The following is a 12,232-nucleotide window of genomic DNA, read 5'->3' as shown; positions in this document are numbered from 1 at the left end:
CACCCATAAGGAAGCTTAGAAGAATTAGCTCCTTCGCCCCGCTCCCCAACATAGGGAAGAACAGAAAGCTTTACCCCCTTAACTAAATAATTTTTTTGTAAAAAAAAGGGGCAATGGAAGTAAAACCAAAGGCTTTATGATTGAAAATTCTTTCCGTGGAGCCAACGAACAACACTCCTCCAGGATTCAAAGCATCATAAAATTTTTTGTATAATTTTTCTTTAGCGTCGTTGTCAAAGTATATAACGACATTTCTACATATGATTAAATCAAAATTCTTTTCAAATTCGTCAAATAGGAGGTTTATTTTGTTGAAAGTAACGCTATTTTTGATGAAATCTTTTATTTCGTATTTATCTTCTCCTGTTTTTGTGAAGTACTTTCTTATGTATTCGTCGTTTAAGTTTATTAAACTTTTTTCATTATATATACCACGTTTGGCTTGCTTTAAAGCTCCCTCGTCAAAATCTGAAGCGATTATTGTTGATTTGCCAGAGATACCTAATTCATTTAACACGATAGCAAGGGTGTACGGTTCCTCCCCGGTAGAACAACCTGCACTCCAGAGTTTTATCTTCGGCTTGTAGTTTTTAATGAATTCGGGTATTATTTCTTGTTTTAAATATTCCCACTTCTCTGGGTTCCTAAAAAATTCCGTGACATTGATTGTGAGCTTATCTAAAAATTCGAGCCATTTGTCCTTATTTTTCTGTAATAATTCTAGATACTCCGAATACGAATTGACACCATATTTTTTGAGTAATATATCCGTTCTCCGTCTTACTCTGTGTTGTTTGTATCCAGAAAGATCTAGATTGAAATGGGTTACCAACTTTTTCAAGAATAATTTATAGTCTTCGTCATCAAAAGGGGAAGAATAAAATTCTGACATCTTTTTCCTCCAAATTTAGTTATTTTCACCTAAAAGTTCTACATAGAAAGAAACTCCTATTCCAAGATTGGAATAAGTAAAAAATAAATTTTTGGTAACAGGTATTCGAAAATAGAAATTTTCATCATTTTTATCGAAATATATCGAATCAACCCAAAGAGATTGGGTGCTTGCATTGTACTCCAATAAAAAATCTTGGTTCAAAATATAAACAGAGTCAAGAGCATTATCATCTAAAGAAAAAAGTAAATCTCCGGCTCTAAAATAATACTTCATAATATCTTCAAATCCTAGAGATATGCCCAAGTTGTTTGGAGTTGCTAAAGTCATGGCAACTTTTGATTGAGAAAGGTCTGTAACCTCAGTCCAAAAGGACATGTTAAAAAGGGATTCTTTAAAGATAATCCCAATTTTCAAATCATTGAAGGTTAGTACAAAATAATCGTCCAATACCATGCTAAAACTATCAAAACTTTCTGTTAAAAAGTATGGGTCTTTTCTATTTCCGGGATTTCTATACGAAAATTCGAAGCCTGCTTGATCAAATTTGAAATAATTAATTACGTTATCTACGTTCGATAATTTAACTTCGTTTTCTAAAGATTCAAAGTCAAAACTAAACCTAGTTTCGTAAATATCTTCAAACTTTAAATCAAAAATTAATTCGTTTTTTAAAGATTGAGTAAAATCACTTAGAAAAAGTACCTTAGAGGGACTAGAGGCAAAATTCAAGGTGGAGAATATTAATGTAATTAATATAAGTACTAAGGGAAATCTTTTCATTTGCAATTATCCTTTCCCAAATAATTACCAAATAATTTAAAATGGGGACTTTCGTCCCCATTTATGGGCTCTTAAATATTTGCAGCAAGTCTTTCCATTACTTCATCGTCGATCTCGTAATTTCCGAATACTTCTTGGACGTCATCCATATCATCCAAGGCGTTTAACAATTTTAATAACTTTTCAGCGTCTTCATCAGAAAGCTTAACGGTTGTTTTAGGCAAAAAGGTTAATTTTTCAGAGACGGTATAACCTGCTTCTTTTAAAGCATTTCTCACCTGAGTCAGATTTTCCGGGGCGGTTATAATTTCTAAAGGATCGGTGTTTTCATCTAAATCTTCTGCGCCAGCTTCAACCGAAAGTAACATTAGCTCGTCAATATCTTCAACTTCTTCTTTGGGGATGGTTATTAGTCCTTTTCGTTCGAAATTCCATGAAACAGAACCTGATTCTGCCAAAGCTCCTCCCCATTTTGAAAGAACATGGCGAACTTCTTGAGCAGTTCGATTCTTGTTATCGGTTACAACTGAAATTAGGAGTGCAACTCCGCCTGGACCGTATGCCTCGTACATTATTTCGGTGAGTTCTTCACCCTCTAATTCACCGGTTCCTTTTTTGATAGCTGATTCGATCTTGTCTTTAGGCATGTTAGCTGCTTTGGCGTTTTCTACCGCGGTTCTTAAGCGTGGATTAGATTCTGGATCTCCTCCGCCTTCTCTAGCAGCTATTGTAAGCTCTCTGATGAGTTTCGTAAACATTTGGGATCTTTTTGCATCTTGTGCGCCCTTTCTGTGTTTAATATTTGCCCATTTATTATGTCCTGACATAATATTCAACCTCCTCACAAACAATGAATAAATTATTTTTATTGCGGTTCTTTGAGCCAATTAAATTTTTGACAAAAACTATTATACTTTTAAGGATTACATAAGCATTTTTGTTTTTTATCAATTTAATTGCTATTTTTTAACTTTTATGAGAAATTTGTTGTACTTATAAATTCTTTCACCATTATTTTAACATTTTTTATTTGGAAAAACAAGCAAAATATTTTTTATAATATAATTTATTACTCAAATTTTCAAAAAATATAAATCAAAATATGGTATGATATCCTTAAACGTTAAGGGGTGACCCCCTTAAGGTCCCCGTACATCATTTGCTTCGCAAATGAGAATTTGGAAGTTAGTTCTAAGGCATTATAAAGAACCATTTTGCATAAAGCAGCAAAAAACTTTTTGCATAAGGCTGCAAACAAGTGGAGGTGTTTTTTTATAAAGAGTTTCATTATAGGCTTTTTTACCGGAATGGTAATTTTTTTAGCTTTATTCTTCTATGTATACGATTATTACAACGATTCTACATCTATTTTTCTTGTTGATCCAAAGTACAACACTTATCTATTCGATAATGGAGAACAAATACTTTCTACAAAATACAAGTATGTTAAGTTAGACGAGATGCCTCCAGAATTAATATACTTCCTTTTGTGGACGGAAGATAGGGAGTTTTACGAACATAATGGAATCAATGTTAAGTCTTTAACCAGAGCAGCATTAACAAACATAAAGAACTTTTCTATAGTCCAAGGTGGGAGCACCCTGACTCAACAGCTTGCCAAAACTGTTTATCTCACAAATGAAAGAACTATTAAGAGAAAAATAATGGATATTATGCTTGCTTTTTTTCTGGAACGGTCTTATACCAAAGAAGAAATTTTGGAAGCTTATATGAACAGTGTTTATTTGGGGAACGACATTTCAGGATTTGGGGCTGCAGCGGAAAGATATTACGGAAAAGAGCTACAAAATTTAAGTTATGAAGAGATGCTAGTTTTAATAGGGATCATAAACGGACCAGAAGTTTACAATCCCTATAAATACCCAGAAAGAGCTAAAAATCAGGGGATGATAGTTTTAAATTCGTTGCCTAACAATTTCATAATGGAAGAAAAAGACGACGTTAAAGAAAAAATAAATAAGATGGTTTTTTATCCTCAGACTTACGATGAAAGGTATTTAAATTTAATTTATAGAATCAAAGCGGAGGAAGAAGCTATAGGTTTAAAAGGAGGTGGTTATACTGTAAAGACCACCTTTAATAAAAATCTATTTGATACTGTTACTGTAGACTCATCAACCTCCGCAATTGTTATCAACAACAAAACAGGTGAGATATTAAGTTTTTGGGGTGGAGAATACGATGTTTTTTATTCTCAACAACAGGTTGGTTCTGCTATTAAACCATTTTATTATCTTTTGGCTTTGGAAAATGGCTATGATAAAGATACAACACTTCCCGATCAGCCTATGAAATTTGGTGATTGGGCTCCAGAAAACTTTGATAAAATATATAGAGGAACGGTTACTTTAGAAGAAGCGTTAGTCGATTCTATAAACATTCCATCAATCTACCTTGCTTCTCATATAGATATATCTCCTCAAAGGTCTATAGAAACTATTAAAAATTTTCTTTCAAATGTAGTGGGAGTTCAAGGTAAATATCCGAATGATTTAACTTTAGCGTTGGGAACTTTAGAGACAAGTCCATACGAGTTTACAAAAGCTTATTCAATCTTCCCAAATTACGGTATCATTCCATCATCGTACATAATTTCAGAAGTTTACGATAAGAAAGGGAATTTAATATATAAAAGATATCCAAATGTTGAAAGAAAAATTGAAGGTGTTTCCAATGATTCATATGCCACAATGAATACTTTGATGAGAAAAGTCGTACTGGAAGGAACAGGTCAAAGAGCAAACGTCTTAGATTTAGATTTACATGGTAAAACTGGAACTTCTGATTTATCAGCATGGTTTATGGGTTACACCGGTAGTGAGGTGTTGTCCACTATGGTTAAAGGAGAAGATCTTTTATCTTCGTACAACGCAGTTCCCTGGGCAAGAGAAATTGCCACTTCTTTACTTTATTATGGTCAAAGTGAAGAGGTTTATGTTTATCTGAGTTTAAAAAGTATACAAGAAAGTATTTCTTTTTTTGAAAGCCCTATTGATTTCGTTTCCACAGGAGGAAACATTGTGGGATATTTAAATTCGGTCAAGTTAGATTATCCGTTTAAAGAACTTGAAAAAAAGATAAATGAAGCCTTGAGAGAAATTCAATATCTTTATCCTGATGTGGCGAAAGAAATCGAGCAATGGAAAAAAGAGAATCTGACGGATTTCTTTCAAGAACCATTTTCCTTCATTCAAAACGGTTACGATTTGGAAAGTTACTTGAACGGCATCAATATTGATAAAGATGTGCAAACACAATTACTGGAAATTTATAATCAAATAAAATACATATATCCTGATCAAGCTAAAGTAATCGAAAAGTTCTTATAGTAAAAAATGTCTAGTTTTATTTTTTTAAAATTAACAATTAATTAATACTACCCGTTTATTTAGATGGTAAAATAGGCAAATGGATTTTAGAAAATTTTGAGAGATCGGAGGTGCAAAAGTGTACGCTATAGTTTATTTTAATGGTAAACAATACAAGGTAGAAAAAGATCAAGTGATTTACACTGAAAAAGTAAAAGATGTGGATCCAGGTAACGAGGTAGTATTAGACAAAGTTATTTATCTAAGTAAAGAAGAAGAAAAGAAAGCTGGGAAACCTTATGTTGAGGGAGCAAAAGTGATTACCGAAGTTGTAGAGCATGGAAAAGATAGGAAGGTAAAAATAATCAAATTTGAAGGAAGAAAAAATTATAGAAGAGAAAAAGGTCATAGACAAGAGTATACTGCTCTAAAAATAAAAGAAATTGAAGGATAACGCCAATGATTACGGCAATTTATAACAATTCTGAAAGACCCAGTGTAGAAATTTTTGGACATGCTGAATTTTCTTCTTTTGGTAACGATATAGTTTGCAGTGCTGTCAGTGTTTTAACTCAATTTGTTGCTGAAATTCTAAAAAATGAAAGTTTAGGTCATATTGAGAAAAGAGAGGGTTATTTAAAGATTTCGCTCAAGCAAGAAACTCACCTCTCCAATTTGTTATTAGATTACTTGCTAAAAAGTTTGGTTGCCATATCTAAAGATTACCCAAGAAATCTTAAAGTGGAGGTTAGATAAGATTATGAAAATAGATTTACAACTTTTTGCCAAAAAAAGTTCTGATGTAAATAAAAAAGATAGCAACCCCAAGTATCTTGGAGTGAAGGCTTCTGACGGAAAAAAAATTAGAGCCGGTACAATAATTGTTAGGCAAAGAGGCACTAAAATTCATCCTGGGGAAAACGTTGGAATAGGGAGAGACTTCACCATATTTGCTAAAATAGACGGTGTAGTTAAGTTTAAAACAAAAAACAACAGGAAGTTTGTAGATGTTTATGCCCTAAAGGACTGATTCGTTTATGCATGGTAGAAGAGTAGCAATTGTCGGGATTTTTGGGGCACTTTCATTTCTTTTAACTTTTATAGAATTTCCAATAATACCTTTGTTGCCGTTTCTAAAATTCGATCCCAGTGACAGTTTGATTATTTTGGTTACAATGGCCTATGGTTTTTTCCCGGGTTTTTTCACCCTTGTAATAAAAAGCTTTTTATTTATTTTTAGAGCGGGTGATGGTGGTTTAATCGGCATATTGATGAATTTTATAGCTGGAACCGCTTTTATAACGACGTTGTATCTATTAAAAAATTTTGTTAAGTTGAACAACTGGATTAATTACGTAATTTCTTCTTTACTGACGGGGGTTGTAGCGTACGGGTTGAATTATTTTGTAGCGATACCAGTTTATACTAATCAACCAACATCACAATTCGTTAGCAACATAGGCATAAGTTTGCAATTGTTTTTTTTACTAGTTCTATTGTTTAATTTCATTAAGTTTTTTGTGGATTCGTCTATTTCGCATTTTTTATTGAAAAAAACTAAAATAACAAGTTTCGCTCAAACAAAATCAGAAGAATGAGGAGGTTTTTGAAATGAATTCTAAATTAGTGCAGCCTTCATATACCGCTAAGAAAGAAGATATAAAAAGAGAATGGTTCTTGATCGATGCAAAAGACTACACACTAGGAAGACTGGCATCGAGGATTGCAAAAATACTACAGGGGAAACACAAACCGACCTATACACCATATATAGATAGTGGGGATTTTGTTGTTGTAGTGAATGCGGAAAAAATAAAACTTTCGAAGGACAAAAAAGAAAACAAAATATACAGAAGATACAGTGGTTATCCTGGAGGGCTCAAGGAAATTTCTTTTGAACAGATGCAAAGTAAGCACCCTGAAAGGATAATTCAGCTAGCTGTAAAAGGTATGATGCCCAAAACTATTTTAGCCAAGCATATGATGAAGAAACTAAAGGTATATGTTGGTCCTGATCATCCACACCAAGCTCAGAATCCAAAAGAGATAAAAATAGAAAATATTTAATCAGGAGGTATTCGAATGGCAGAACTTATCGAATATTACGGTACCGGGAGAAGAAAAACAGCCGTGGCAAGGGTACATTTAAGGCCAGGCAACGGTAAGATAAAAATAAATGGAAAAGAATACAAAAGTTTGGTAGAATATTTAAGAGGCAACGAGGTATGGGAAATAGAAGCTTTAAAACCACTCACCGTCACATCTACAAATGGACAATTTGATTTAGTTATAAGGGTTAATGGTGGAGGATTGAGTGGCCAAGCTGGTGCCATTAGACTTGGAATTGCCAGGGCTTTACTTTCCTACGATGAATCCTTCAGACCTATTTTGAAGAAAGAAGGTCTCTTAACTAGAGATCCAAGAGAAGTAGAAAGAAAGAAATATGGTTTGAGAAAAGCTAGAAAAAGAGCTCAATTTTCAAAAAGATGAGTACTGTTTTATCTGTTTCGTATTTTTAAGGAATAGTGAAGTTTATGAGCAGAAATTATGATAGTCTGAAAAAAGTAATTGACGAAATTAAAAATAAAGTTGATATAGTTGATTTCGTCAATTCTTATTTGTCTCTTTCTAAAAGGGGAAAAAATTACACAGCTTTATGCCCCTTTCATGCAGAAGATACCCCATCTTTTTATATATTTCCTGAAACCCAAACCTTCCATTGCTTTGGATGTGGAGCTCATGGTGATGTGATCACTTTTTTGGAAAAGTATGAACAAATTAGTTTTTTGGATGCCTTAAAAAAAATAGCTACTTATGCGGGAATTGAATTAGATATAACTCAAAAAGAAAAACCTGTGGAGATAATTTTTAATGAAGAAGTTTCCAAACTTTATAACTATAATCTTCTCAACCTCTCTTCTAATCATAAAGTTTGGCAGTATTTGAAAAAGAGAGAGATAACTAGAGAGTTAGTAGAAGAATTTGAATTAGGGTTTGCCACGGGCTCAGAAATTCAAAAAGTGATCGAAGAAAATCTTTTTGATAAAGACATTGCAAAGAATACTGGTTTGTTGATCAATGGAGAAAAAGAGTTTTTTTATAATCGTTTAATTATCCCAATAAGAAACAATGATGGAGAGCTAGTTGGCTTTGCAGGTAGGCAAATAGAAGAAGACACGAATGCACCCAAGTATCTGAATACTCCTGAAAATAAGTTTTTTAAAAAATCTAAAATACTTTACGGGTATCATAAAAACAAAAAATTCATAAAAGAAAATGATTTTGTAATACTGGTTGAAGGCTACTTTGATGTAATTTCCATGTACAAATTAGATTTCAAAAATGTTGTGGGTATTTTAGGTTCTGCCTTTACAAAAGATCACGCCGTTGAATTGTTGAAAGCAACTAACAAAGTAATTACGATGTACGATATGGATGAATCTGGTCAAAAAGCCACTTTATCCACCATAGATGCTTTATTTGCTAAGGATTTCCAAATAGCAGTTTCAAAGTATCCTACTAAAGATCCTGACGAACTAACCAAGAAGCACGATAACAAATACATCGCCGAAATATTAAAAAACTCCTACAAATTTCATGAGTTCATCGTTGATTATTATTCAGAAAAATACGATTTAAGTAATGAATTTGCTTTAGAGAAATACTTAAAAGAGATGTCAAGATGGTACAAAAAATTTGAAGATGTTGGAAGAATAAGTTATTTACAAAGTTTTATTGAAAATATTTCAAAAAAAACGGGAAAAGGTACCGAGTATATTCAAAAAATACTAGAAAGAACTTCTGCACTAATACCTGTAAGTTCTGCTTCAAATGAGTCTAATTCTCAAACGAAAGATACTCTTTACGTAGAAAAGGATATAAGATACGATATTGCGAAATCTTATTTATACCTATGGATTAAATATCCTCACTATAGAGAGATACTCAAAAATTATTTCAGCGAGGAAGATTTTTCTAGTCAGTTGCTCAAAGAATTTTTTACTTTAACCTCACAAAGTTCAGATATTGGGTTTCTACTTGAAAATTCTTCAAAAGAACTAAGTGAATTGATAGTAGAGGTTTGGAAGATTGAATATTTTTTTAATCCTGAGAGGATTCTTTCTTCTTTAAAAGAAAGTATTAGGAGAACAAAAATAAATGAACAAATAGAAGAGTTGAAGAAAAAACTTCATGAAACAAAAGATCTTTCGGAAAAGACGAATATTACGTCTCAAATCATACAACTTTATTCAAAATTAAAAATAGTCAATTGAATAGTATATTACACACTTTAAAATTAGAATTTTATTTGTTTATTAAGCGATCTAATAACGTTCCCTGTCAACTACCCCCGTCTAAAGACGGAGGCTTGAAGCCTCGGAGTTGACCAGCCTAAGTTCGAAGACAGCCTCACGGCAAATTTGAAGAACTACGTTATTCTGGTCATGACACCTTGGAATGCTGGAGCCAGTTCCAAGCCCTGTCGTTCAACATTAAACAGGTATACGGGGTTGAAACCAGTGTGTTGAATGTAAAAAGCCAGAATAACATTGGCGAGGCTCACTTTAACCCGAAAGGGAGAGGAAGGTAACTTCCATGGAAAAGGAATCTGTACAACGAGTTTTTGTATTAGATAAAAACAAACAACCACTTATGCCATGTCATCCTGCTAGGGCAAGAGAGTTATTGAAGAAAGGTAAAGCAGCAGTATTTCGATACCATCCATTCACAATTATTCTAAAAGATCGTGAAGGCGGCGACACGCAACCTATACAGGTTAAGATCGATCCTGGAAGTAAGATCACTGGAGTTACTTTAGTAGGCGATTTTAAGAACGGTAAGAAAGTAATTTGGGGTGCTGAGATTCATCACAGAGGTCAAAGTATCAAAAAAGCATTAGATACTCGTAGAGGTGTAAGACGTTCACGAAGAAACCGAAAGATAAGGTATCGTATAGCAAGGTTTGACAACAGAAAACGTTCAAAAGGTTGGTTACCACCTAGTCTTATAAGCCGTGTAGAAAATATACTCACATGGATTAAACGTATTCGACGCTTTTCACCAATTACAGGTATTTCATTGGAATTAGTACGTTTTGATACTCAAAAACTACAAGATCCAGAAATTAATGGAATAGAGTATCAACGAGGAACGTTGTATGGATACGAAATAAAAGAGTACCTTCTTGAGAAATGGGGTAGGAAATGTGTATATTGTGGTAAAGAGAATGTACCGTTAGAAATAGAACATATCGTACCTAAATCTAAAGGTGGAAGTGACAGGATAAGTAACCTTACATTAGCTTGCCACGAATGCAATCAGAAGAAAGGTAATCAATCAATTGAAGAATTTTTAACAAATAATCCAGAAAGGCTGAAACAGATCAAATCAGAATCAAAGAGACCACTCAAAGATACAGCAGCACTCAATGCTACACGTTGGTATATATTCAATCAATTACGAGGAAACAGCCTCACGGCAGGTAAGGAAGAATTACCTATTGAAGTTGGAACAGGAGGACGAACAAAGTACAATCGTGAGACACAAAACTATCCTAAAAAGCATTGGATAGATGCAGCTTGTGTTGGAGAAAGTGGTCAAAACGTTCAAATTGAACCTGATATGCAAGTTTTAGAGATCAAAGCAATGGGTCATGGAATGCGTAGAATGTGTTTTGTAGATAAATACGGATTCCCAAAAAAATATCGTCCAAAAGAACGAACATATATGGGATACAAAACAGGCGATATAGTGTTGGCAGTTATACCAAAAGGAAAAAATATGGGTATCCATATTGGACGCATTGCAATACGACATAGGCCAAGCTTTTTATTAAATGGTGTTGGTGATGTACATCCAAAATATCTTACATTACTACAAAAAAATGACGGTTATGGATATCAAATATCTTAAAAGGAGGAAAGATTCTGCGTTCCTCTCACCATTAAAGTGGTGAGTCCCCTGCAGATTTTTTTATGGAAAAGCTTGAGAAAAAGGTGGATTTTTCAGAATTAATAGAAGAAATTGAAAAAATTGAGATCGTTGATCAAGATAAAATAAGGGTTAAAAGAGACAAAGAATGTTATATAGAAGAACTTGAGAGAGGTTTAGAAAAACTTATTGAAATAGCTAAAGAGAAGAACAATACCATAACTTATCGAGATATAGATGAATGCATACCTCATAACTTATCTGATGTGATTGACGGCAGCTTTTTAGATAAGATCCATGAAAAGCTCGAATCAGAAGGGATAGAAATTATAGAATCCTCCCAAGAGGACCAAATCCAAGAGGAAGAAGAATTTTTTAACGATGGGTTAGAGGAGCTTTTTCAAGAAAGGGAATCTCAGATATTCGACAACTCTGCCGTAAATGAACCCATAAAGATTTATTTGAGAGAAATAGGGGGAATCAAACTTTTAACTCCCTCCAGGGAAAGGCAGCTTGCTATAAGAGCTAAGAAAGGCGACAAAAAAGCCAAAGACGAATTGGTGAAGGCAAATCTAAGATTGGTGATTAGTATAGCCAAAAGATACACAGGAAGAGGATTAACCTTTTTGGATTTGATTCAAGAGGGGAATATAGGTTTAATTAGAGCCGTAGAAAAATTTGACTGGAAAAGAGGCTTTAAATTCTCAACCTATGCTACTTGGTGGGTTAGGCAAGCTATCACCAGAGCTATAGCCGATCAAGCTAGAACAATTAGAATACCTGTTCATTTGGTTGAATCTATAAACAGGATGAACATAGTTATTAGAAAACACCTCCAAGAAACAGGTGAATACCCCTCTACCGAAAAGTTAGCAGAATTACTGGATAAACCTTTAGAAAAAATGGATGAAATTTTATTGGCAACTAAAGAGATCATTTCCGTTGATGCACCAATAAGTGGTTCTGATGATGAAGAAGCTTATATAGGTGATTTTTTAGAGGACTCTGAAGCTGATCAACCAGAGGAAATTGCGGTGAGAATGATACTTAAAGAAGAAATTGAAAAAGTTTTGGAATCTTTAAGGCCCAAGGAAGCTACGGTGTTAAAAATGAGATATGGCTTGCTTGACGGTAAAATGAAAACACTGGAAGAGGTTGGAAACTTCTTCAACGTAACAAGAGAAAGGATAAGGCAGATTGAAGTAAAAGCCTTAAGGAAGTTAAGGCATCCCTCCAGAAGCTTGCAATTAAAAGAAATAAGCGATATGATAGAAAAGAAGGACATATAACGGGAGTG

The 12,232-nt window shown here is 33.7% G+C and carries 13 protein-coding genes; 10 read left to right on the top strand and 3 right to left on the bottom strand.

Annotated features, from left to right (window positions below; all coding sequences use genetic code 11):
- Nucleotides 1-82: 82 nt before the first annotated feature.
- The 3 genes from NAAC61_RS06980 to NAAC61_RS06970 form a co-directional block, all read right to left on the bottom strand.
- Nucleotides 83-892: a CheR family methyltransferase gene (locus NAAC61_RS06980; RefSeq protein ID WP_202695575.1), complete on the bottom strand. Its 810-nt coding sequence runs from the start codon at nucleotides 890-892 to the stop codon at nucleotides 83-85.
- 15 nt (nucleotides 893-907) lie between these two features.
- Complete coding sequence (locus NAAC61_RS06975) at nucleotides 908-1,675, bottom strand: hypothetical protein (protein ID WP_121958976.1); 768 nt, start codon at nucleotides 1,673-1,675, stop codon at nucleotides 908-910.
- A 71-nt stretch (nucleotides 1,676-1,746) separates the two neighbouring features.
- A complete protein-coding gene (locus tag NAAC61_RS06970) occupies nucleotides 1,747-2,502 on the bottom strand; it encodes a YebC/PmpR family DNA-binding transcriptional regulator (protein ID WP_103065587.1) in 756 nt (251 codons plus the stop codon).
- 480 nt (nucleotides 2,503-2,982) lie between these two features.
- Here NAAC61_RS06970 and NAAC61_RS06965 point away from each other — a divergent pair, with 480 nt between their 5' ends.
- The 10 genes from NAAC61_RS06965 to NAAC61_RS06920 all read left to right on the top strand — a co-directional run bounded on the left by NAAC61_RS06965 (nucleotide 2,983) and on the right by NAAC61_RS06920 (nucleotide 12,224).
- Complete coding sequence (locus tag NAAC61_RS06965) at nucleotides 2,983-5,025, top strand: transglycosylase domain-containing protein (RefSeq protein WP_202695574.1); 2,043 nt, start codon at nucleotides 2,983-2,985, stop codon at nucleotides 5,023-5,025.
- Between the two features lie 118 nt (nucleotides 5,026-5,143).
- On the top strand, nucleotides 5,144-5,458 hold the full coding sequence (gene rplU, locus NAAC61_RS06960) for a 50S ribosomal protein L21 (RefSeq protein ID WP_012208632.1): 315 nt from the start codon (nucleotides 5,144-5,146) through the stop codon (nucleotides 5,456-5,458).
- A gap of 5 nt (nucleotides 5,459-5,463) precedes the next feature.
- Nucleotides 5,464-5,760, top strand: coding sequence for a ribosomal-processing cysteine protease Prp (locus tag NAAC61_RS06955; RefSeq protein ID WP_012208631.1), 297 nt, complete (start codon nucleotides 5,464-5,466; stop codon nucleotides 5,758-5,760).
- A 4-nt stretch (nucleotides 5,761-5,764) separates the two neighbouring features.
- Complete coding sequence (rpmA, locus tag NAAC61_RS06950; RefSeq protein WP_012208630.1) at nucleotides 5,765-6,034, top strand: 50S ribosomal protein L27; 270 nt, start codon at nucleotides 5,765-5,767, stop codon at nucleotides 6,032-6,034.
- A gap of 7 nt (nucleotides 6,035-6,041) precedes the next feature.
- Entirely contained in the window at nucleotides 6,042-6,602 is a 561-nt protein-coding gene (locus NAAC61_RS06945; protein ID WP_202695573.1) for an ECF transporter S component, read from the top strand.
- A gap of 13 nt (nucleotides 6,603-6,615) precedes the next feature.
- Nucleotides 6,616-7,071 carry a 50S ribosomal protein L13 gene (gene rplM, locus NAAC61_RS06940; protein WP_012208628.1) on the top strand — a complete coding sequence of 152 codons (456 nt, stop codon included), beginning with the start codon at nucleotides 6,616-6,618 and terminating at the stop codon, nucleotides 7,069-7,071.
- A gap of 15 nt (nucleotides 7,072-7,086) precedes the next feature.
- Nucleotides 7,087-7,494 (top strand): 30S ribosomal protein S9, encoded by a 408-nt coding sequence (gene rpsI / locus NAAC61_RS06935; protein WP_012208627.1) that lies wholly within the window; start codon nucleotides 7,087-7,089, stop codon nucleotides 7,492-7,494.
- 44 nt (nucleotides 7,495-7,538) lie between these two features.
- Nucleotides 7,539-9,278 carry a DNA primase gene (gene dnaG / locus NAAC61_RS06930; RefSeq protein ID WP_012208626.1) on the top strand — a complete coding sequence of 580 codons (1,740 nt, stop codon included), beginning with the start codon at nucleotides 7,539-7,541 and terminating at the stop codon, nucleotides 9,276-9,278.
- Nucleotides 9,279-9,600: 322 nt separating this feature from the next.
- Nucleotides 9,601-10,917, top strand: a complete 1,317-nt coding sequence (gene iscB / locus NAAC61_RS06925; protein WP_012208625.1) for an RNA-guided endonuclease IscB — start codon at nucleotides 9,601-9,603, stop codon at nucleotides 10,915-10,917.
- Nucleotides 10,918-10,979: 62 nt separating this feature from the next.
- Entirely contained in the window at nucleotides 10,980-12,224 is a 1,245-nt protein-coding gene (locus NAAC61_RS06920; RefSeq protein WP_012208624.1) for a sigma-70 family RNA polymerase sigma factor, read from the top strand.
- The last annotated feature ends 8 nt before the right edge of the window (nucleotides 12,225-12,232 follow it).

This window comes from Petrotoga sp. 8T1HF07.NaAc.6.1 (assembly GCF_016772115.1).
Taxonomy (GTDB): domain Bacteria; phylum Thermotogota; class Thermotogae; order Petrotogales; family Petrotogaceae; genus Petrotoga; species Petrotoga mobilis.
The sequence above is the reverse complement of the archived record's forward strand: the minus strand, read 5'-3'. Positions and strand labels throughout refer to the sequence as shown.